A 21,395-nucleotide genomic window follows, 5' to 3' on the forward strand; every position below is an offset into this window, starting at 1 on the left:
AGTAAAAAACTTCTACCGAAGTTTTTAATATAAATAGATATGAAAAAGACAATCAAAGTTAACACAAAGTCTCCCTCCCCTTCGGGGAGGGCCAGGGTGGGGATAAAAATCTGTGGTATGAAATACCCTGAAAACATTCTCGAGCTGGGAGCACTCCTACCCGATTATATGGGCTTTATTTTCTGGGAGAAATCGGCTCGTTATTTTGATGGTGTCATACCTGAATTACCTCAGTCTATTAAAAAAACGGGGGTTTTTGTGAATGAATCTGTTGAAAATATTGTTCAAAAAGTAACACAATACGATTTACAAGCAGTACAGTTACACGGTAAGGAGTCGGTTGAATTTTGTGGTGAATTACGTAAATCCTTGTTAAAGGAGATCGAAATCATAAAAGTATTTTCAATTTTAGATACCTTTGACTTTGCGGTACTTGAACCTTTTGAAATGGTTTGTGATTACTTTTTATTCGATACTAAAGGAAAGCTACCAGGAGGTAACGGAAGTACATTTGATTGGAAAGTACTACAGCAATACCCATCATCAAAACCGTTCTTTTTAAGCGGAGGAATAGGTCTTGACGAAATGGATGCTGTAAATGAAATTTTGAAAACTAATTTGCCGGTTTATGCCATAGACGTCAACAGCAAGTTTGAAATAGAACCTGGATTAAAGAACATATCATTAAGTAGGGATGCAGTGCAATGTATCTCCACGTTTAATCATCCACAATAAAAAATAAAACAATGTCATACAACGTAAACGAAAAAGGCTATTACGGTGAATTTGGAGGAGCCTACATTCCAGAAATGTTATATCCAAATGTAGAAGAACTGCGTCAGAATTATTTAAAAATCACAGCTGAACCTGAGTTTCAAGCTGAATTTGATGCCTTGCTTAAAGATTATGTGGGTCGCCCTACTCCATTGTATTTTGCAGAACGTTTGTCTGCGATGTACAATACCAAGGTGTATTTAAAAAGGGAAGATTTATGTCATACTGGTGCGCACAAAGTCAACAACACTATTGGACAAATATTACTCGCTAAAAGATTGGGTAAAAAACGCATCATTGCCGAGACTGGAGCTGGACAACACGGTGTGGCTACGGCTACTGTTTGTGCACTTATGGGAATGGAATGTATTGTGTACATGGGGGAAATTGATATTAAACGTCAGGCGCCAAACGTGGCTCGTATGAAAATGTTAGGTGCTGAGGTTCGTCCCGCTCTTTCAGGTTCAAAAACGCTAAAAGACGCTACAAACGAAGCCATTCGTGACTGGATCAACAATCCTGTGGATACCTATTATATCATAGGATCTGTAGTGGGACCACATCCCTATCCTGATATGGTAGCACGTTTCCAATCGGTTATTTCTAAGGAAATCAAATCGCAATTACTGGAAAAAGAGGGTCGTGAAAACCCCGATTATGTAATCGCATGTGTAGGTGGAGGTTCTAATGCTGCTGGTGCTTATTATCATTTTCTTGATGAAAAAGATGTTAATATCATCGCTGTCGAAGCCGCTGGACACGGAGTAGATTCTGGCGAAAGTGCTGCTACTTCAGCCCTAGGAAAAGTAGGTGTAATACACGGTAGTAAAACCTTATTGATGCAAACTACAGATGGACAAATTACCGAGCCGTATTCTATCTCAGCTGGTTTAGATTATCCAGGTGTAGGTCCTATGCACGCTCATTTATTTGCTTCAGGACGTGCACAATTTATTTCTATCACAGATAAACAAGCAATGGACTGGGGATTAAAACTATCTCAACTAGAAGGGCTAATTCCAGCCATTGAAAGTGCGCATGCATTTGCTGTTCTAGACGAAATGAAATTTAAAAAAGAGGATATCGTAGTGATCAATCTATCGGGACGTGGTGATAAAGATTTGAGTACTTACATTGATTATTTCAATTTGTAGATAACTTTTCACTAATTTTACATTTGGGCGTTTCCTTTTTTCCTCTGATAAAAATCAGAAAAAAAAGGCCGGGCTATACGCTAAATTCCCAATAAGAATACTAGCGGTCTAAGGACCTTGTATTCTAAATTGGGCGATACCGCTGCTATCCCTAACGCAATAAAAACTATGAGAGTAAATAAATCATAGCACAAATTCAAAAAAGAAAAAATGGAAAAATTATTTGCCTACGGATCATTAAAAGATAAAGAAGTTCAGGAAACCGTTTTTGGAAGATTCTTAGAAGGAACTCCTGAAACGTTGAAAGGATATGAAGTAAAAGAAATTAAAATCGAAGAGGAATTTGGTATGGAAACCTACCCTATCATTGCCCCTACTGAAAATACTAATGATATTATTGAAGGGATGGTTTATGATCTTTCAGTTCATGAACTAGAACTCGCTGATACTTATGAAGGAAAACAGTACAAAAGGATTGAAGTTCGTTTACAATCAAATGAAGTAGCATGGGCCTTTAGCGCCAAAACGTAAAAAAATATAGTACACAGATCAGGCATCTGTTAATTAGTATAGCAATGAATAGAATAAAACAAAAGCTGCAAGAAGATAAAAAGATATTCTCTGTTTATTTCTCTGCTGGATATCCTAGTTTGAATGATACGGTTCAAATTATACAAGACTTAGAAAAAAATGGTGTAGACATGATCGAAATTGGTTTGCCGTTTAGCGATCCACTTGCTGACGGACCTACAATTCAAGCAAGTTCTACCCAAGCTTTACACAACGGAATGACTACGCAAGTGCTGTTTGACCAGTTAAAAGATATTAGAAAAACAGTTTCTATTCCCTTAGTAATGATGGGATATTTCAATCCTATGTTACAATACGGAATAGAGAACTTTTGTAAAAAATGTCAAGAAGTAGGTGTGGATGGATTAATTATTCCGGATCTTCCTGTTGATGTTTACGCTGATGAATACAAAGCTATTTTTGAAAAATATGGTTTGCTAAATGTATTCTTGATTACACCACAAACATCTGATGAGCGCATTCACTTTATTGATAGTGTTTCTGATGGATTTATTTATATGGTGAGTTCGGCAAGTGTTACAGGATCACAAACTGGTTTTGGAAGTACGCAAGAAGACTACTTCAAACGTATTGCCAACATGAATTTGAAAAATCCACAAGTAATTGGTTTCGGAATCAATAATGCAGAAACCTTCAATCAAGCAACGAAATTTGCAAAAGGAGCCATTATAGGTAGTGCATTTATACAGCACTTAACCGAGAATGGTACTGGAAGAATAGCTGATTTTGCAAAAGCAATTCGATAGCGATTACTACCAAAAATAGAACAACGGCACTTAAAATTTTTAAGTGCCGTTTTTTTATACCCCATTGTCAAAGCTTAGCCGTTGATCTGTAATTATAATTTTCGATCTAAAGAAAAAAACTATATATTTGAATACAGAAATTAACTACAAATTACAATTTTATTACACTTTCTGTATGGTGATTTCTAAAGATGATGAATGCATGTGCCCGCAAGTACATGCAATGCTATTAGAGAATTTCAACCAAATTTAAATACAAACAAACCATATAACTAACCAATAACTAAAATAATGAATATTACGACTTTAAAAAGCAGACCAGATCTACCCAAGGAAACTAAAGCTGGCAAAATGCATGAGCAATTTGAAAGATTATTAATAGAATTGAAAAATAAACCGTTGTCAGACAAAGAGATTATTATAATTAATGAAAATGTTAACGCTATCAATGCCTCTACTCTAGAAGGAAATGATTTTGCTAAGTTGATCAAGACAAATCAGATTCAAATACTCAAACTTATTCAAAAAGAGTCTAAAATCGTACCGCAGCAATACTATATGACATTAGGTACGATTACAGGAATGACTGCTATTGGTCTGCCAGTAGGAGTAGCATTTGGCTATGCATTAGGAAATATGGGACTGTTGGGACTAGGACTACCCGTTGGTTTAGCTCTTGGCGCAATTATCGGGAGGTCTTTAGATAAAAAAGCATTCGAAAATAATAAACAACTTGGCTTAGCAATTAAGTATTAATTGAAACATTACCAACTTCACTAGAATAAACCAAACCCTAAAACACAAGAAATGACCAATACTGATATTCGTAATTTAAGTGATGCTGAACTAAAAGAAGAAGCTAAAAAATTAAAATCATTTTCCATACAAAACAGCCTCTTGATAGGGTTTTTAATGGGAATTATATTTTATAGTGTAACAAAAAACAGTTGGGGATTAGTCACTTTAATCCCGTTGTATTTTATTTATAAACTGATTAATGCCCCTAAGAGTAAAAGAGCAAAGGAGATAGACGACATTTTAAGAGAGCGCAATTTATAGACGATTTATACAATCATGAAAAGAAAATTACTAATATTATTACTAGTAACAGCTACTGCTAGCTATTCACAGCAGTACGATGGAGTTCACATTGAAAGAAGTAAAATAGATAAAAATAACCTAATCTATACCTTAGGAAAGGAATTTACTTATACAGTAGATATTATAGAAAATGATACTGCTGTCTACTTAAAAAATAATGACTATAACAAATTTGATCTTACTAGAAATAGTGATTCTGTGCAGTTATCTGAAATTCATATGACGGTGTATAAACCAAAAATGTTTAAGAGAGTTAATAAAAATCAAACCTCAATTATTTACGCTCCCTTTCCAGTACTTAATTCAATGTGTTCTACAGGTCTGGTTGAAAATGAACAAAATATATGGATACATCCTTACAGAAGTGGTTTTTTTCAATCGTTAGAAACTTGTCCGTATCCCTATATTAAATTAGGCGAGCCAGTAGGGTATAAATGGTCAGATAGCATGAGCATTGGCAATAATTGGTCAAATAAAATATGGGGAGAATGGGAAAACAGATTACTTTTAACTTATGAGTACGAAATCCTAGCTAAAGAAAAGGTAGTAACTAATTTTGGAGCAATTAACTGCATTAAAGTGCGTTCCATCGCGACTTCAGAAATTGGTTCCTCAGAATTGATTAGCTATTTTTCGGAGAAATACGGATTTGTAAAGCTGCAATACACTCTTTTTACTGGGATAAAAATCGAACTCAACCTCAATAAAGTACTTGATGCTCCTATTGTAAGAAGTCCCCATGAATATTTAGAAAAAAGAAAGGCAGTTAACTAGATACAAACCATACTTATGGCTATTTTTCGTAACCTATACGATTGCTGTGAAACCAATTTCTCTTATAGAAAAACCTGCTCTAGCATAACTTGTATAAGCTAGTAATTGTAGTAGTAGTAGAGTAAAAAAATTAGCTTTATTTCCTATTTCAAAAATTCAACTAAAATAGACTAAAAGGTATTTTTCATCGACCAAAAAACAATTATTTTTGTTTTAACAAGATATTACTTTATTTGTAGATTAAAAAACAAGTAAAAATATAATCCAAATATGTTAAATTTTATAGTATCTAAATGTTTACTATCTTAATTGCATTTTTAGATAATATATTCAAAATCACCATTGTATAACAACTTACTTAATTTAATAATTAATCACCAAAACTTTAAAATCACCAAACATTTCTCATGGTTTGCGTAAAAATGTTAAACATATCGTAATTAAATATACATTTACACTTTAACAAAACCAACCATTTACAATGAAAAAAATGAAATTTAGCAGATACAATACTATGTTCTGCACAGTGGCTTCTTTAGCACTTTTGGCTAGTTGTTCTAGCAATGACCAAGCTGAGATGAATGAAGCTGCATTAGCTGCTTCTGAAGGAACAGCATTAACTGGAAGTGATTTAATCTTTAGCGATTTTAGCGCTCAATGTAGTTACGTTGATGGTAACTGGAGTTCGACTGCTTTTTTGAACACAACCATGATCAACACAACGCAAACCAACTTCATTTATGCACAAAACACAAAAATTGCTAAAGTTTTTGGTCAAGCAGCGGTAACCTTGAAGATGGTACACGATAACAGCAACCCTAATTCAACTTACAATGCTATTTCGTACTCAAATCCTAAGAAAATTTATTTTGGAGAAGCTATTTACGTTGCGGCTCTAGCTAAGGGACAAATTGTACCTGCTATGATTCTTGCACATGAATTTGGCCACCAACTGCAATACACTTACAACTTGCCCTCTAAACCAGAGAATACTGCAAGACCAAACGAATTAGAAGCTGACGGTTTTGCTGGATACTACATGAGAAAACCAACAGGGTATAACGCTACATGGGAACAAGCAGGACCTGGATTTGAATTTGCTTACGCAATTGGCGACAACAATACTACAAGTGCAGGTCACCACGGAACTCCTCCTCAAAGAAGATCAGCGGCACGTTTAGGATGGTACTTAGGGAATTATGATTTATCAGCTAGTGATTTTGATTATAACTTTTTCTACTACTACGATAATGTATTATCTGGAAGTTACCGTACTACAACTCCTGAAAGAATCAATCCAAAAATTGATGCTTTTATCAAATCTAAAATGAGTGAATTACGTAAAATACAGTCTGGAGAAATTTCAGCAGAAGATTTTATTAATTTAGGAAACTAAAAATAACTTAAAGAGGTCCAATTGGGCCTCTTTTTTTTTGTAAAGCCACATCTATACCATTTATATGCTATTATATTACCGCATAAGTTAATAGATAATAGCCAGCGAACTAGTAGCTTACAGTATGCCATAGCTATTTTGGCTGCAGCCAAATTATATTAGTCAATATAAGAATCTTTTCTCTTTTAAATTTAGCTGTACAATTAGTCTACTTACAAATTATCCTCTAGCATTGTTTTCCAAAAAACTTAATGCACTTCAAGCTAAAATTCTAAATAAATTCTAAATTGCCTACTTATATTTGTAAGTATGAAAGTATTACTAATTGAAGATGAAAATGATTTGGCTTCCAGTATTCAGCAGTATTTGACTGGTAATGCTATTTTATGCGAATGGGCAAATAGTTTGCAAACTGCTCAAGACAAGATAGCCAACTATGAATATGATTGCGTTTTACTAGACTTGGCACTTCCTGATGGAGATGGCTTTAGTATCTTGAGAAAATTGAAAGAGATGGATCGATTAGAAGGTATTATTATTACCTCAGCTAAGGAAACTTTAGAATCAAAAATCGAAGGCTTTAATTTAGGAGCAGATGATTACCTCACAAAACCATTTCACCTATCAGAATTATTGGTCAGAATTCAAGCCTTAATTCGCCGCAAGAACTTTAACGGAAATAATAAGGTTACTTTTAATGAAATCGAAATCGATACGCTTTCAAAGATTATAAAAGTCAATAACAAAACCATAGATGTTACTAAAAAGGAAATAGATTTACTGTTGTACTTGATTGGGAATTTAAATAGAGTACTTTCTAAGAGCGCCATTGCAGAACATTTATCAGGTGACATGGCTGACATGCTGGACAACCACGATTTTGTTTACGCACACATCAAAAATTTAAAAAATAAATTGAAAGATGCCGGTAGCGCCGATTATATAAAAACAGTTTATGGACTAGGTTATAAATGGCAAAATGACTAGAAATTTACTATATAAAACCTCCAGAGCTTATGTGATTTTTTCAGCACTGCTGTTACTCTTAGCTGCTCCCCTATTCTATTTTAGTACTAAAAAATTATACAACGACGATACTGATGACACTCTTTTACTGCATAAAAAAGAGTTTTTAAAATATACGCTACCTGCCTTTAAGCAGCGTGATATCGGTACCTGGAATCGCTACAATAGAAACATAAAAATTGTTCCTTTGAGAAATCATGCTGTTGATAGTTTATTTAACAACAGCTATTTTGACGCACTCGATAATGAAATTGAACCTTACAGAGAGCTAACTACTCCAATAACAATAGATGGGAAGGAATATAGTTATGCTGCTAAAATCAGTTTGGTTGAAACAGAGGACCTCGTCACGCGCATTGCCCTTTTATTTCTCATTATACTATCTCTTTTACTACTAGGTTTATACGCCATAACAAAACGATTATCAAAAAAATTGTGGAGGCCTTTCAACGCTATTTTGATACAAATCGAAAATTTCGAAATTGATAAATCAGTGCCTACTGCAAGCATCTCTTCAAACATAACAGAATTTAGTCGTCTCAATACTAGCTTACAAAAATTAATTGCTAAAAATCGTTCTATATTTAAAGCACAACGCGAGTTTATTGAAAATGCAGCCCATGAGCTACAAACTCCTTTGGCAATATTTCAGGCAAAACTAGATAGCTTTGTGCAGACGGGTGATTTCACAATCGAACAGTACGAGCAATTAAGTTCGATTAACGATACGATAACAAGACTCAGCAGGTTGAACAAAAATCTACTTCTATTATCTAAAATGGAAAACGAAATCTATGCTAGTACCACTTTAATTATTATCGAAAAAACAATTACCCAGAACATCCTCTTTTTTAAAGAACAAGCTGACAGTAAAAACATCACAATTGAACTGGATTTATCGCAAGCTGCGACTGTAATCGCTAACCCAACACTGATGGAAATTATGATTAGCAATTTGTATTTAAATGCTATAAAGCACAATATTCATTCAGGAAAGATTACAATAATTGCCACTACAAACGGATTCAGTTTTAGCAATACAGCCGATAAAGAGCCACTAAATAATACCAAACTGTTCAATCGTTTTTCTAAACAATCTTCAGTAGAGCAAGGAAACGGATTAGGGTTAGCAATAATAAAAAAAATATGTGATTTAAATGGCTGGACAGTGCGCTACGCTTATGAAAATAGTTGGCATCACTTTACGGTTTTGTTTTAATTAAAACGTTGTTGTATTTACAAATGGATGTTGGCTGTATGCAATTCAAATTTAATTCTAAATTGCATCTCATCTTTGTATGATAATATCGAAACGTAGTATTACAACTGTTTCACGTAACAACATTTACATTAAGTTATGAAATTAAAATATACCATTGCCGTTATTTGCAGTTTTTACTTTACAATTGCTGCCTTTGCCCAAAGTAAACTTGTCACGATTTCTGGACAACTGAAAGATCAAAACGATGCTAGTTTATTAGCTTATGTCAACGTCATTTTGAAAACAGAAAAAGAAAATACATTTGTTGTGGGAACGGTCACAAACGAAGAAGGACGTTTTACTTTGACAAAAGTACCAACAGGAAATTACAACATCGAATTTTCGTATTTGGGTTACAAAACGGCATCAAATTCAGTATTTGTTGGCTCACTTTCAGAATTTCTTGATTTAAAAATAATCCTTCTACAACCAGATTTGATGGCTCTTGAGGAAGTTGTAATCACTTCAAAGCAAGCTGAGATTAGCAACAAAATGGATAAGAAAACTTTTTCCTTAAATGATAATCCGTCACAGCAAGGCGGTTCTGTACTTCAAGCGATGCAAAATCTACCCAGTATCACCACTACTGACGGAAAGATTCAATTGCGCGGAAATGACAAAGTAACCGTACTTATTGATGGCAAGCAAACTGCATTAACGGGTTTTGGTAATGCCACGGGACTTGATAATATTCCAGCCTCAGCCATTGAACGCATTGAAATTATTAATAATCCATCGGCTAAATATGATGCTAATGGTAACGCGGGAGTGATAAATATTATTTACAAGAAAAATAAAAAAGATGGCTTCAACGGAAAGTTGGGATTGACCACTGGCTTGGGGTCATTATGGGAGAGAAAAACAAATTTACCTACTATAAGACCACAATATTCTTTTACACCAAAGGTGAATCCTTCACTGTCTTTGAACTATCGTAAAAATAAAGTCAATGTGTTTTTTCAAGGCGATTATCTTTACACAGAGACTTTGAATAAAAACGAGTTTCTAAATCGCTTTTTTGATGATGGCACTATAATTAACTCGCAGCTTAAACGCAATCGCGACACCCATTTCACGACTATAAAATCTGGAATTGACTATGCAATTGACGACAAAAATTCACTAACTATATCCGGCCTTTTTGGGAGTGAAAAAATTATTGACAACGGTGACCAACCTTTTTTTAATGCGGACTATTCACAGCGTCTGCGTTTGTGGCAGTTTCTGGAAGACGAACTTAAAACTACGGTGATGGCAACAGTAAACTACCAGCACAAGTTCAATGCACCAGGACGAACATTAAATGCAGGCTTGAACTATACCTTTCATAGGGAAGATGAAAAATATTTTTATGACAATTTCTTGCCCACTTCTACAGGTACAGATTCATTTAAATTGTTATCTGATGAGCAAGTATACGACCTGAACGTTGACTATATCGAGCCTTTAAAACACGGTAGAATAGAGACTGGTTTGAAACTCAGAAACAGAACCATTCCTACCAATATGCAGTTTATACCAGGAGCAATTTCAGTGCTTGATGTAAACGCTGGCGGCTGGGCAAATTATATGGAATTAATACCTGCTGTATACGGAAACTACATTTTTGAAGACAAAAAGTGGGAGGCAGAAATAGGTTTGCGACTAGAATACGTAAAAATACAATACGATGTCAACCCAGATCATGTGGTGTATAGTAGAAGTGGTTATAACTACACGCAACCATTCCCTAACATGCGTTTAGCTTATAAAATTAATGAAAGTGAAAAAATATCTATATTCTACAACCGTCGTGTTGACCGTCCTAACGAAGTTGATATACGTATTTTCCCAAAATATGATGATGCTGAAATTATCAAAGTAGGAAACCCTAGTTTGCGTCCACAATTTACAAATAGTATCGAAATAGGATACAAAAATAGCTGGACAAAAGGAAGTATATACACTGTTTTATACCATCGTTTTGCAAATGGAACCATTACCCGAATAGCTACATCTGTACCACCTAGTACTTTGATTTATGCTACGTTCCAAAACGCTGATAAAAGCTACAATACTGGTCTAGAAGCCGTCTTATCGCAGGAGATTTCAAAGCTGTATTCCTTAAATATTAATGCTAATGTGTACCGCAATCAAATAGATGCATTTACTGTAACAAGCTTGTATCCGTCGCCATCTGTTTACAGTGCTACACTTCAGGAAACGGTATCTGGAAACTTGAAAATCAACAACAGTTTTCACTTTGCAAAGAATGTCGATGCACAGTTAACAGCAGTTTATCTAGCGCCAGACATTATTCCGCAAGGAAAAATAGAGTCTCGATTTTCGATTGATCTTGGAATAAAAAAAGGAATTCAAAATGGAAAAGGCGAACTATTCCTCAACGCAACCGATCTTTTTAATACTATGGTTATTAAAAAACGCATCGATGGCATCAACTTCTTCTACAATAGTCGCGACTACAATGAGACACAAGTAATTAGATTAGGGTACAGTTACAAGTTTTAATTAGTTACAGTACTAAAATGAAGAAAGCGCAAATTATTTTTTAATAATTTGCGCTTTCTTCATTTTAAGACTAATATATTAGGCTGTTGCTTCCTCTTCAACCTCTTCTTCACTAACAAATTCCATGTGATCTTCACCGTCAGCAATAACTTCTGGCTTCGAAGCTTTTAATACATTAAAACGCTCGATTTTTTCTAAGTCCCCTTCTTCACCTGAGAAATAAGGGAACACATCTAAGATTGGAGATTCAGTAATTGCAGGGATAGAATAATCTCCCATAGTTCCTTTCATTACTGCAGTAGTATTATCAAAAGCTTCTTTTACATCATTTGCTTGTAAAAGAATATACATATTAGTTTTTCTTTCTTTACCACTTTCCTCATCATAAGCTAATAATGATACTTTTGATTTGAACCAACGGTCGCTATTTTCAAAGGGATGAATCTCTGAGTAATTAGCTACTTTGATGTTAGTGATTTTAAATTCTTCACTAATGTAAGCTGCCATTTCTTCATTAATTCTACTTTCAGCTTCTGTATAAGATAACGCGTCTACTAGATAAGGCTCTGTTGTTACCTTTTGTACTCCGCTTTCATCTGTTTTTCTATATTTTACTTTGCATTCGTACCAAGTTGTGCTCATAATTTCATTTTTTAAGGATGTCAAAGATAGATTTTAAAGAAAAAAAAATAGCCAATTACAAAAATAGATATTCACAATTTCGAAAAAAATAAATAGCAATTAAGCCAACCAACTACTTATCAAGCGGTAAGCTTTTTAATTAATACAAATCTTCAATTTGGTAGCTAGATTCATTAAATTCAAAAGAATCGCCCTTTTTTAAATCTCTCATTTTGTCATAAATAGGTGCTCTAGTTGAAATCCCAACAATTGTAGCGCCATTTTTTTCTAATTTTTCGCTTGATATTGCGATAAAGAATGTCAATTTATCTGTTACTACAACTGCTCCTAGTGCCACGCTATTATTTTCTAAATCACCATCGAGTGTTTCTAAAAAAGCTAGTTCTTTTTGAGCAAAGGCTAATTCGTCACCAATTGCTTTAAGTAATTCATACTTTCCAGCACTGCGATCCTCTGTTTGACTAGCAGAAGCATTTTTTTTAAATGCCGCGTCATTAATTTCGGCTTCTCGATTTGTGAAGTTTTCGATTAGCTCCTTTTGATTTGCTACGCAAGCAGCAATTATCCAATTTTTATCGACTTTATTTTTCATGTTTTCAGTTGTTTATAGAAGTAGTAAGATATACTATTTATTTTTCAAAACAACTTACATCGACAATAAAGCTGAGACAAACATTAAATTGAAGTTTTACAGATTTTTACAATACGATATAATCTACTGCAATACACGAATTGCTTTAACAAAACGACGCGTATATGATTTATGACTTAGACTTGAGATCATCACTTGCATTTGTTTCCCTGAAGACGAGTGAATAAATTTACTTTGCATTCCATCAGCATTTGAAACGATACCAATATGACCAATCGCATTGCGTGTAGGACTTAAAAATAGAAGAATGTCTCCTTTTTTTACTTCATTAATTGGAATTTCTGTACCAAAATTTTTAAACTGCGACGTACTTCTAGGTACACTAATTTTAAAATTTTTGAAAACAAAATACACAAACCCAGAACAATCAAATCCTTTTTTACTAGTACCACCATAGACATATCTTGTACCCAATAAACTTTTTCCAAAATTAAGCAGTGCCGTGCGCAAATCTTCCTCGATTGAAACGGTGCTTTCCGATTTAGCAGCAAATGTATTTTCGATAATTATTTTTTTCGAAAGAACCTCATCCTCCCTGCTACTTGTAAAACTACTCAATACATAGAGAGGTAAACTAGCTATCATAACTGACTTAAGGAAAGAAGAATTTTTAAAAATCATAATTTAAATTAAAGTTAAAACTATTGAATCAAACATACAACAAAGACTTTCTAGCGTTGCTTGACATGTCATTTTTACAAAAGTAGGTAAATATTCAAGTACCTACTAAAGTTGGCTTCTATTTTTTAATCTAACAGCTGATAATCAATAAAAAAGCGCTCCAAATTAATTTGAAGCGCTCTACTATAAATAGCTAAAGTGTAAAATGATTATACCTTAACAACCATTTTACCTTTGTTTTTTCCGTCAAAAAGGTCAATAAACGCCTGAGGAATGTTATCAAAACCTTCAACGACTGTCTCCTCTGATTTAATTTTACCTGCTTTAAACCATTCTAGCAATTGCGATGTTGCTTCTGGGAATTTTTCGGCATAGTTACCTAATATAAAACCTTGCATAAGTGCACTATTCTTTACTAGAAAAGGCTGCACACTAACCCCTTTTACCGTTTCTGTTTCATTGTAAGCAGATATGGCTCCACAAATAATCATTCGAGCAAAACGGTTAATATTGTATAAAACAGCATCAGATATTTCTCCTCCTACATTGTCAAAGTAAACATCTACACCGTCAGGACATGCTTTTTTAATGGCTTCTGCCATATTCTCGGTGGTATTGTAATTGATTCCTTCGTCAAAACCAAATTTGGTTTTTAGCATGCTCACTTTCTCATCTGAACCTGCTATCCCTACTACTCTACAGCCTAGAATTTTCCCTATTTGTCCCACGATACTTCCTACGGCTCCAGCTGCTCCAGATATTATTAGCGTCTCGCCTTTTTTAGGTTTTCCTATTTCGGTAAGTCCTAGCAATGCGGTCATTCCTGTCATTCCCAGTGCTCCTAAATACACTGACTGTCCAACCTCAGAAGTATCAACAATTCGCAAACCGTCTCCAGAGTGTTTTTGAAATTCCTTCCAAGCTAGCATTCCCGATACAAACTGCCCTACTTTATAAGTATCATTATTAGACGCTACAACTTCTGCAATAATCCCAGAAACCATAGGCTTATTGAGCTCAAATGGTTCAGCATATGATTTTGCATCGCTCATACGTCCTCTTAAATAAGGATCCACCGATACATAACTGGTTTTTAATAATATCTCTCCCAAATCAATGGTAGGTTTATCTTCTGTAATGGTTTTAAAATCTGATATCTCTGGACGACCTACTGGTCTTTTATTCAATAAAATAGTGTGACTCATTTTGTATTGTTTTAAATTAGTACTCTTGCGCTTACTAGCACAATTTGAAAGCATTAAATTACAAAAACCAACGCTAATGGTAGGTACTACAGTAGTACTTTAACAAACTATTGTGCTTGTAAAAAATAAAAAAACTGCTGATTAATAAATAGTTAAGTCATTTACTTAAAAACACTTAATCACTTATTAAACAGCAGTTTAAACCTAATTTAAGATAGTCTTAGATCACGGTAACCAAGTCTTCCTTGCTTTTTCTTACTTTAACTAAATTAACAAGCCAATCCTTTGGCGCATCTCTGTACCCTAAAGGTAAAATTACACAACTTCTTAATCCTTTTTCTCTTAAGTTTAAGATTTTGTCCAGTTCGTCTGGATCAAAACCTTCAATAGGAGTTGAATCTACTTCTTCAAATGCCGCTTGCGCTATAGCCATTGAAAATGCGATGTAAGCTTGTCTAGCAGCATGCTGAAAATTTACCTCTTCGTCTTTTTGTGGATACGTGCTCAACAACATTTGGCGGTAGTTTTCCCAACCTTCATTTGTAAAGCCTCTTTTCTCATTTGTAAGATCAAACATGGTATTGATTCTCTCAGCTGTGTAGGTATCCCAGGCAGCAAAAACCAATAAATGAGAGCAATCTGTAATCATAGATTGATTCCATGCGATAGGTCTAATTTGTTCTTTTACTTCTTGATTTGTTACCACAAAAATCTCGAATGGTTGCAATCCGCTTGATGTAGGTGCTAAAATTGCAGCCTCTAGTATGCGATCTACTTTTTCTTGAGCCACTTTTTCTCCGTTCATTGCCTTTGCAGCATAACGCCAGTTTAATCTATCTAATAATGCTTCCATCTGTGTTTTTATATTTAAATTTTTATTCTTTTATTTTAATTTTCGAAAATTATAAAGCGAGTACTACTAACTCTTCTTTTCACTGATACTGTCCCAAGCTGCTACAAACGCCTCTTCTAGAATAGCTTCATTTAAAGGATTAATTCCCCTACTCTCCATATTCATTAAAAAGGCCATTGGATAAATCGCGTAGGCATACAATAAATAAGGTGACATCCCTTTAATCAAGCCTTGGTTTTGCCCCATTTCCCATAAAACAAACAAAGGGTCAAGCGCTTTTAATCCTTCTTGTCTCGTATTCTCATCAATCATAGGACTATTATCACATTGTGATAAAAAGGAAGCCTCTTCTTTGTATTCTAATTTGTAGTTAGCCATTGCTAGCCATATTTTTTTAAAACTGATATAGACCCCTTCTTCTAAAATATAATTCTCAAAAGCTGCGTCAGCAAAAGCAGTTTTAACATTCAAATACAACTGATTTACTAAGTCCTGCTTACTATCAAAATATAAGTAGATTGTCGCCGGAGAAACCGAAGCAATTTTAGCAACTTTTGCCATAGATGCACTTTGAATACCGCCATTTGTGACCAAGCTCAAAGTGGCTTTAAGTAATGCATCCCGTTTTTCTATACTTTTTTGAAGTAATGCCATACCGTTTACTTGTAAAAAACATTTTTTAATTTCCAACTAATACCTATAAAAACCAATTGGACAGGTAAACGTACCAACGCTGCTTCATGACTACCGATTGCTGGTGTGCTCGAAAAAACATCCCATATATGTGTAGGTAAAAAAGCTAGCATTAATAGTAATAATAATAGCGACCCTATTCCAGCTGTTTTATTTGCTAATAATAGCAATCCTATTGCTATTTCTATAACTCCTGAAATGTAAATTACTGCTGCCTTAAAAGGTAAAAACGCAGGTACAAATGGATTGTAGAAATCGGTATTTAAAAAGTGCTGTACACCTCCATATACCATAAATGCAGCCATAAGATACCTTATTACTGTCCAAAATATTTTTGCTTTTCCCATCTTTTTTGATTGTTTTGAATCGCAAAGATACAATAAAAAAGAATGAACGTTCATAAATTTAATGATTTGTATGCAATTTAGATTTTACTATAATGCACAGCATTCAAAGTTACTACATTGAATTCTTTAAACAATTCTTTGTTTAGCTGTTACGCCACATTATACGCTTTATATTGGATAAAATCGCCTGGAATAAACTAGTCTAAAAGCACCATAAACCAATACTTTTAGATACTAAAAAATAGCATTCTTGATATCAAAAAATAAATTATCGACCCTATACATAAGTTAATATTGTGTTAAGTTTAATTTAAACAACTGTTTAATTTAAACAGTTGTTTAAATTTGTACTATAAATTAATACTATGTCTAACACAACTGATTTAAACGATAAGCAAATTCAAATATTACATGTAGCAGAAATGCTGTTTGCTGATAAAGGATTTGACGGAACATCAATTAGAACAATTGCAAAGGAAGCCAAGATTAATATTGCCATGGTTTCTTATTATTTTGGATCTAAAGAGCGTCTTTTAGAATCTTTGATTCTCTACCGCACTAAGAATTTGAAAGAATCAATTGGCAGCTTGGTAACTGATGATAGCCCTCCATTAGAGAAGATTAATAAGTTAATCACCATTTACATACATCAAATTAATGCTAATAAAGGGATATACCGAATCTTACATTTTGAAATTGCTAGTAAAAAGAGAGATCTAAATTTGAAAGCATTCACTGAATTAAGGAGAGGAAATTTAAAAACCTTAGCGCTAATTGTAGAAGAAGGGCAAAAACAAGGTGTTTTTCAAAAAGACATTGCAGTCGATTTAATGACACCCACAATTTTAGGTACTTTTTTTCATTTTCACATGAATAAAGACTACTTCGTAGACCTATTGAATTTGAACACTGATGAATTATACGACAATTATATATTAACCAACCTTACAAAACACATTCAACAAACAATAAAAGCACTTCTTATATATGAAAATTAGTCAATTAATGCTTTTCGGAGTATTCTTAATGGGAACCTCCGCAATACAAGCGCAAGAGAAAACCAGTTTAACATTGAGCGAAGCGATACATTTGGCTTGGGAACAAAGCTCCCAAGTTTCATTAGCAGAAAGCAAAGTGATAACTAAAAAACAGGAGTTAAGAACGGTAAAAAACAACAGCTACCCAGATTTTAAAATCTCAGGACAGTACCAGCGTCTTACGGATGCCGATATTAATTTTAAACTCAACAATAGCGACGGAAGCGCATCTACTACAGCTGCTCCCAGTGTAAACCAGTTAATGGTAGGGCAAGTTAATGCGAGCCTGCCTTTGTTTGCAGGTTTTAAAATTCAAAATAGTATAAAAGCTTCAAACAATTTGTACGCTGCCGAAAGTGCAAATGCTTTGCAAACTAAAGAAAATGTTGCCATGCAAGTGGTGGATTTATATGCAAGCATGTATAAAGCCGAGAAGACAGTGGAACTCTTAAAAGAGAATCAAAAAAGTGCAGAGCAACGTGTGACTGATTTTATTCAGCTAGAAAAAAACGGAATCATCCCTCGCAACGACTTACTAAAAGCACAGCTGCAAGCTTCGAATGTTAAGCTGTCTTTAGCGAAGGCAACTAAAGATCTTAACATTGTCAACTTTCAATTGATTACATTATTAAAATTAGATGCAGCGACAAAATTAACGATTAGAGAAAGTGACTTTGCTAATTTCCAAATGAACAATATCCCTACATCTGATGAAACAGCCGTGGCAAGTCGTCAAGATCTTGAGGCAATACGTTTACAGGAAAAAGCTAGTTTAGATTATGTAAAAGTGGCTAAAAGTGGCTACTACCCTGCCATTTCACTTGTAGGTGGCTACACTGCTATCGATCTTAAGAATGTAATTACAGTGCAAAATGCAATGAACATAGGTGTGGGATTATCTTATGATTTAAGTGGAATTTTAAAAAACAATGCTACTGTAAAAGTTGCTGAGAGCAAAGCTACTGAGCTTAAAAAGCATGAAGAATTACTAACTGAGCAAATTAAAATTGACGTTCAAAGAGCTATCGAAGATTATGACCTTGCTTTAAAACAAGATCTTGTGTATACTGAAGCAGTTGAACAAGCTTCAGAAAATTATCGAATTTTAAAAGACAAATACGATAACGGTCTCTCAGATACTAATGATTTATTAGAAGGCGATGTAGATCAATTAGAGTCAAAAATCAACAAAGCGTTGTCTAAGGCTAACGTTATTCAAAAATATTACGAATTGCTTACTGTAAGCGGACAATTAAATCAAACCTTCAATCTTTCAAAAATATAATCAGCATTAAAATGGAAAAGAAAAAAACCAATAAAAAGTTTATCATTATAATTGTTTCCCTAGTTTTAGTAGGTGTCGTATACGGTTCATACAAATACATTCACTCTTTATCACACGAAACTACAGATGATGCTCAAGTAGAAAAGAACATGAACCCTATAATTCCTAGAGTTTCAGGTTATGTTTCTAAAGTGTATATAAAAGACAATGATTTTGTTAAAAAAGGAGATACGCTTTTTACTATCGATCAACGCGATTACAAATTAAAAATTGATGAGGCAAAAGCAGCATTGGCAGCAGCCGAAGGAAGTTTTGAAGTTTCTAAAGCTGATGTAGCTAGTGTTTCGTCTAGTGTATCTGTATCAGATGCCAATGCAAGATCTGCATCTGGAAATATCGAAACTGCAAAAATTAGATTAGGTAGAGCTAAAAGTGATTTTGCTCGTTATGAAAATCTATATCAATCGCACACTATCACTAAGCAACAATATGAGCAAGCACTAGCGGCAAAACAAGAAGCCGAAAGTCAAGTACGCATCTTGCAACAACAAGAAAAAGCGAGTAGCTACCAAACCTCAGTTATAAAGGCAAAAGGGAATGTTACCAGCAAACAAATTGATGTTGCTGCAGCAAATATTAAAAGAGCACAAGCCATGCTAGAAACAGCAGAACTTAATTTAACGTATACCGTAATTACTGCTGCAATTGATGGTCAAGTATCTAAAATTGATATCCAACCAGGGCAATTAGTACAACCAGGACAGTCTCTTTTTTATATTATCAATAATAATGAAGCTTGGATCATAGCCAACTTTAAAGAGACGCAATTAAATAAAATGGTAGCGGGACAAGTAGTAACTATTACAGTAGATGCTTATCCTGATTACGAATTCAAAGGTACGCTTACTTCATTTTCTCCAGCAACAGGATCACGATTTTCTATTCTGCCTCCTGATAATGCTACAGGTAACTTTGTAAAAACAATTCAGCGTTTACCCGTAAAAATAAGTCTCAATGCTGACAATGATGTAGATAAAATAAAACTATTGCGTCCAGGAATGAATGTGGATGTCGATGTACATATAAAATAAAATGGAACAAGCACAAGGACAAGACGATTTAGTAGAATACGGCTTTAGAAGGGTTATTATTACAATAACTGCAGTACTTTGTGCACTGTTAGAGATTGTAGATACCACTATTGTCAACGTTGCGCTAACAAACATGAGGGGAAGCCTTGGAGCGACACTTACAGATGTAGCATGGGTAATCACTGCCTATGCGATTGCAAATGTAATTGTAATCCCCATGACGAGTTGGTTGTCACAACAATTTGGTAGACGTAATTACTTTGCCGTTTCTATCGTTATATTTACTGTGGCCTCCTTCTTATGCGGGAATGCAACAAATATTTGGGAGTTAGTCGCCTTTAGATTTATTCAAGGTTTAGGTGGTGGTGCCTTATTAGTAACTGCACAAACTATTATTACAGAGAGTTATCCCATTGCAAAACGTGGTATGGCACAAGCTATTTACGGTATGGGAGTAATTGTAGGCCCTACGTTAGGTCCGCCATTAGGTGGTTACTTGGTTGATAATTTTTCATGGCCCTATATTTTTTATATCAATATTCCACTAGGGATTATCGCAACACTTTTAACGTTAAGTTTTGTTAGAAGCCCTAAATACGGAGAGAAATTAAAATCAAATCAAGTCGACTGGTACGGTATCATCTTATTAGCAACTTTTATTGGTTCGCTACAATTTGTATTAGAACATGGTCAACAAGACGACTGGTTTAACAATACTACCATTGTTGTTTTAAGTGTCACTTCATTTTTTGGATTAATTTTATTTATCTGGAGGCAACTTGTTTACAAGTATCCTATTGTAAATTTAAGTGTGCTTAAAGATGGGAACCTTCGAATAGGTACTATAATGAGTTTTATTCTTGGTTTTGGTTTGTATGGATCAACATTAATTATCCCTATCTACACGCAGTCAGTCTTAGGATGGACTGCCACAGATGCTGGTTTATTATTGATTCCAGGCTCGATAACCACCGCTTTTATGATGCCTATTATTGGTAATCTAATTCAAAAAGGAGTGCCGCAAGGTTATATGGTGGGTGTTGGTTTCTTTGTATTCTTTATATTTACCTACATGATGCGTGATGCCATGACGCCAGATACTGGAGTCGAGCACTTATACTGGTCGTTGATTCTTAGAGGTGTTGGTTTAGGATTATTATTTGTCCCTATTACCACTTTATCCCTTTCGACTTTATCAGGTAAGAATATTGGTGAAGGAGCTGCATTTACAGGAATGATGAGACAACTAGGAGGATCTTTTGGTATTGCAATTATTACCACTTTTATCACTCGTTTTAGTCAAGAACATCGTGTAAATCTAGTAGCTAATTTAAACGGTAGTAAATTCCAAGTTCAAGAACGCGTGCAGCTATTGCAACAAGGATTTATGTCTAAAGGTTTTACGACAAATGAAGCCTTGAAAAAAGCCTATCAAGCACTTGATTATTCTGTTATGAAGCAGAGCACAGTGTTATCTTATATGGATATTTTCAGCTATTTAGGAATCATGTTTCTATGCTGTATCCCAATTGTTTTCTTTATCAAAAAAGGGAAAAATAAAATTAATCCTGCTGATGCAATGCATTAATATAAAAATAAAACGCCGACATACTTTAAAAGTTTGTCGGCGTTTTTTTA

Annotated in this window: 22 protein-coding genes; 15 read left to right on the plus strand and 7 right to left on the minus strand. The window is 34.4% G+C overall.

Annotated features, from left to right (window positions below):
* Window positions 1-117 precede the first annotated feature (117 nt).
* The 11 genes from HNQ00_RS11770 (at window position 118) to HNQ00_RS11820 (ending at window position 11,331) form a co-directional block, all read left to right on the plus strand.
* Complete coding sequence (locus HNQ00_RS11770) at window positions 118-735, plus strand: phosphoribosylanthranilate isomerase (protein ID WP_173838696.1); 618 nt, start codon at window positions 118-120, stop codon at window positions 733-735.
* Between the two features lie 11 nt (window positions 736-746).
* The gene (trpB, locus tag HNQ00_RS11775; RefSeq protein WP_173838697.1) at window positions 747-1,928 is read left to right on the plus strand and encodes a tryptophan synthase subunit beta; all 1,182 of its coding nucleotides are present in this window, start codon (window positions 747-749) and stop codon (window positions 1,926-1,928) included.
* A 210-nt stretch (window positions 1,929-2,138) separates the two neighbouring features.
* Window positions 2,139-2,459 carry a gamma-glutamylcyclotransferase family protein gene (locus HNQ00_RS11780; RefSeq protein ID WP_173838698.1) on the plus strand — a complete coding sequence of 107 codons (321 nt, stop codon included), beginning with the start codon at window positions 2,139-2,141 and terminating at the stop codon, window positions 2,457-2,459.
* 44 nt (window positions 2,460-2,503) lie between these two features.
* A complete protein-coding gene (trpA, locus tag HNQ00_RS11785; protein WP_173838699.1) occupies window positions 2,504-3,265 on the plus strand; it encodes a tryptophan synthase subunit alpha in 762 nt (253 codons plus the stop codon).
* 291 nt (window positions 3,266-3,556) lie between these two features.
* Window positions 3,557-4,021, plus strand: a complete 465-nt coding sequence (locus HNQ00_RS16340; protein WP_173838700.1) for a hypothetical protein — start codon at window positions 3,557-3,559, stop codon at window positions 4,019-4,021.
* Between the two features lie 51 nt (window positions 4,022-4,072).
* Window positions 4,073-4,324, plus strand: coding sequence for an FUSC family protein (locus tag HNQ00_RS11795; RefSeq protein WP_173838701.1), 252 nt, complete (start codon window positions 4,073-4,075; stop codon window positions 4,322-4,324).
* A 15-nt stretch (window positions 4,325-4,339) separates the two neighbouring features.
* Complete coding sequence (locus HNQ00_RS11800; RefSeq protein WP_173838702.1) at window positions 4,340-5,140, plus strand: hypothetical protein; 801 nt, start codon at window positions 4,340-4,342, stop codon at window positions 5,138-5,140.
* 490 nt (window positions 5,141-5,630) lie between these two features.
* The gene (locus HNQ00_RS11805; RefSeq protein ID WP_254598508.1) at window positions 5,631-6,536 is read left to right on the plus strand and encodes a metalloprotease; all 906 of its coding nucleotides are present in this window, start codon (window positions 5,631-5,633) and stop codon (window positions 6,534-6,536) included.
* A 309-nt stretch (window positions 6,537-6,845) separates the two neighbouring features.
* A complete protein-coding gene (locus tag HNQ00_RS11810; protein WP_173838704.1) occupies window positions 6,846-7,523 on the plus strand; it encodes a response regulator transcription factor in 678 nt (225 codons plus the stop codon).
* Window positions 7,516-8,781, plus strand: coding sequence for a sensor histidine kinase (locus tag HNQ00_RS11815; protein WP_173838705.1), 1,266 nt, complete (start codon window positions 7,516-7,518; stop codon window positions 8,779-8,781). Before HNQ00_RS11810 ends, HNQ00_RS11815 begins: the two co-directional genes overlap by 8 nt.
* Window positions 8,782-8,919: 138 nt before the next feature.
* Window positions 8,920-11,331 carry a TonB-dependent receptor gene (locus HNQ00_RS11820; protein ID WP_173838706.1) on the plus strand — a complete coding sequence of 804 codons (2,412 nt, stop codon included), beginning with the start codon at window positions 8,920-8,922 and terminating at the stop codon, window positions 11,329-11,331.
* A 78-nt stretch (window positions 11,332-11,409) separates the two neighbouring features.
* On the opposite strand, the gene HNQ00_RS11825 is transcribed toward HNQ00_RS11820, so the two are convergent.
* The 7 genes from HNQ00_RS11825 to HNQ00_RS11855 all read right to left on the minus strand — a co-directional run bounded on the left by HNQ00_RS11825 (window position 11,410) and on the right by HNQ00_RS11855 (window position 16,344).
* The gene (locus tag HNQ00_RS11825; protein WP_173838707.1) at window positions 11,410-11,973 is read right to left on the minus strand and encodes a DUF4494 domain-containing protein; all 564 of its coding nucleotides are present in this window, start codon (window positions 11,971-11,973) and stop codon (window positions 11,410-11,412) included.
* A gap of 139 nt (window positions 11,974-12,112) precedes the next feature.
* Window positions 12,113-12,565, minus strand: a complete 453-nt coding sequence (locus HNQ00_RS11830; RefSeq protein WP_173838708.1) for a hypothetical protein — start codon at window positions 12,563-12,565, stop codon at window positions 12,113-12,115.
* Window positions 12,566-12,688: 123 nt separating this feature from the next.
* Window positions 12,689-13,246 carry a C40 family peptidase gene (locus tag HNQ00_RS11835; RefSeq protein WP_173838709.1) on the minus strand — a complete coding sequence of 186 codons (558 nt, stop codon included), beginning with the start codon at window positions 13,244-13,246 and terminating at the stop codon, window positions 12,689-12,691.
* A gap of 209 nt (window positions 13,247-13,455) precedes the next feature.
* Window positions 13,456-14,451: an NADP-dependent oxidoreductase gene (locus tag HNQ00_RS11840; protein ID WP_173838710.1), complete on the minus strand. Its 996-nt coding sequence runs from the start codon at window positions 14,449-14,451 to the stop codon at window positions 13,456-13,458.
* A 220-nt stretch (window positions 14,452-14,671) separates the two neighbouring features.
* Complete coding sequence (locus HNQ00_RS11845) at window positions 14,672-15,304, minus strand: nitroreductase family protein (protein WP_173838711.1); 633 nt, start codon at window positions 15,302-15,304, stop codon at window positions 14,672-14,674.
* A gap of 66 nt (window positions 15,305-15,370) precedes the next feature.
* A complete protein-coding gene (locus HNQ00_RS11850; protein WP_173838712.1) occupies window positions 15,371-15,958 on the minus strand; it encodes a TetR/AcrR family transcriptional regulator in 588 nt (195 codons plus the stop codon).
* A gap of 5 nt (window positions 15,959-15,963) precedes the next feature.
* On the minus strand, window positions 15,964-16,344 hold the full coding sequence (locus tag HNQ00_RS11855) for a DoxX family protein (RefSeq protein ID WP_173838713.1): 381 nt from the start codon (window positions 16,342-16,344) through the stop codon (window positions 15,964-15,966).
* Window positions 16,345-16,709: 365 nt separating this feature from the next.
* Between HNQ00_RS11855 and HNQ00_RS11860 the strand changes: the two genes are divergently transcribed.
* The 4 genes from HNQ00_RS11860 to HNQ00_RS11875 are packed head-to-tail and all read left to right on the plus strand — an operon-like array spanning window position 16,710 to window position 21,345.
* On the plus strand, window positions 16,710-17,342 hold the full coding sequence (locus HNQ00_RS11860) for a TetR/AcrR family transcriptional regulator (RefSeq protein WP_173838714.1): 633 nt from the start codon (window positions 16,710-16,712) through the stop codon (window positions 17,340-17,342).
* The gene (locus HNQ00_RS11865; RefSeq protein ID WP_173838715.1) at window positions 17,332-18,666 is read left to right on the plus strand and encodes a TolC family protein; all 1,335 of its coding nucleotides are present in this window, start codon (window positions 17,332-17,334) and stop codon (window positions 18,664-18,666) included. Before HNQ00_RS11860 ends, HNQ00_RS11865 begins: the two co-directional genes overlap by 11 nt.
* Before the next feature lie 11 nt (window positions 18,667-18,677).
* Window positions 18,678-19,757, plus strand: coding sequence for an HlyD family secretion protein (locus HNQ00_RS11870; RefSeq protein WP_173838716.1), 1,080 nt, complete (start codon window positions 18,678-18,680; stop codon window positions 19,755-19,757).
* A 1-nt stretch (window position 19,758) separates the two neighbouring features.
* Window positions 19,759-21,345: an MDR family MFS transporter gene (locus tag HNQ00_RS11875; protein WP_173838717.1), complete on the plus strand. Its 1,587-nt coding sequence runs from the start codon at window positions 19,759-19,761 to the stop codon at window positions 21,343-21,345.
* Window positions 21,346-21,395: the final 50 nt, after the last annotated feature.

The sequence above is a fragment of the Flavobacterium aeripolare genome, assembly GCF_013294025.1.
GTDB lineage: Bacteria > Bacteroidota > Bacteroidia > Flavobacteriales > Flavobacteriaceae > Flavobacterium.

Coding starts and splice junctions, on each gene's coding strand:
- HNQ00_RS11825 (WP_173838707.1), bottom strand. CDS start 11,973: ATGAGCACAACTTGGTACGAATGCAAAGTAAAATATAGAAAAACAGAT.
- HNQ00_RS11870 (WP_173838716.1), top strand. CDS start 18,678: ATGGAAAAGAAAAAAACCAATAAAAAGTTTATCATTATAATTGTTTCC.
- HNQ00_RS11770 (WP_173838696.1), top strand. CDS start 118: ATGAAATACCCTGAAAACATTCTCGAGCTGGGAGCACTCCTACCCGAT.
- HNQ00_RS11850 (WP_173838712.1), bottom strand. CDS start 15,958: ATGGCATTACTTCAAAAAAGTATAGAAAAACGGGATGCATTACTTAAA.
- trpB (WP_173838697.1), top strand. CDS start 747: ATGTCATACAACGTAAACGAAAAAGGCTATTACGGTGAATTTGGAGGA.
- HNQ00_RS11815 (WP_173838705.1), top strand. CDS start 7,516: ATGACTAGAAATTTACTATATAAAACCTCCAGAGCTTATGTGATTTTT.
- HNQ00_RS11800 (WP_173838702.1), top strand. CDS start 4,340: ATGAAAAGAAAATTACTAATATTATTACTAGTAACAGCTACTGCTAGC.
- HNQ00_RS11805 (WP_254598508.1), top strand. CDS start 5,631: ATGAAATTTAGCAGATACAATACTATGTTCTGCACAGTGGCTTCTTTA.
- HNQ00_RS11820 (WP_173838706.1), top strand. CDS start 8,920: ATGAAATTAAAATATACCATTGCCGTTATTTGCAGTTTTTACTTTACA.
- HNQ00_RS11780 (WP_173838698.1), top strand. CDS start 2,139: ATGGAAAAATTATTTGCCTACGGATCATTAAAAGATAAAGAAGTTCAG.
- HNQ00_RS11840 (WP_173838710.1), bottom strand. CDS start 14,451: ATGAGTCACACTATTTTATTGAATAAAAGACCAGTAGGTCGTCCAGAG.
- HNQ00_RS11810 (WP_173838704.1), top strand. CDS start 6,846: ATGAAAGTATTACTAATTGAAGATGAAAATGATTTGGCTTCCAGTATT.
- HNQ00_RS11845 (WP_173838711.1), bottom strand. CDS start 15,304: ATGGAAGCATTATTAGATAGATTAAACTGGCGTTATGCTGCAAAGGCA.
- HNQ00_RS16340 (WP_173838700.1), top strand. CDS start 3,557: ATGAATATTACGACTTTAAAAAGCAGACCAGATCTACCCAAGGAAACT.
- HNQ00_RS11875 (WP_173838717.1), top strand. CDS start 19,759: ATGGAACAAGCACAAGGACAAGACGATTTAGTAGAATACGGCTTTAGA.
- HNQ00_RS11835 (WP_173838709.1), bottom strand. CDS start 13,246: ATGATTTTTAAAAATTCTTCTTTCCTTAAGTCAGTTATGATAGCTAGT.
- HNQ00_RS11865 (WP_173838715.1), top strand. CDS start 17,332: ATGAAAATTAGTCAATTAATGCTTTTCGGAGTATTCTTAATGGGAACC.
- HNQ00_RS11855 (WP_173838713.1), bottom strand. CDS start 16,344: ATGGGAAAAGCAAAAATATTTTGGACAGTAATAAGGTATCTTATGGCT.
- HNQ00_RS11830 (WP_173838708.1), bottom strand. CDS start 12,565: ATGAAAAATAAAGTCGATAAAAATTGGATAATTGCTGCTTGCGTAGCA.
- HNQ00_RS11860 (WP_173838714.1), top strand. CDS start 16,710: ATGTCTAACACAACTGATTTAAACGATAAGCAAATTCAAATATTACAT.
- trpA (WP_173838699.1), top strand. CDS start 2,504: ATGAATAGAATAAAACAAAAGCTGCAAGAAGATAAAAAGATATTCTCT.
- HNQ00_RS11795 (WP_173838701.1), top strand. CDS start 4,073: ATGACCAATACTGATATTCGTAATTTAAGTGATGCTGAACTAAAAGAA.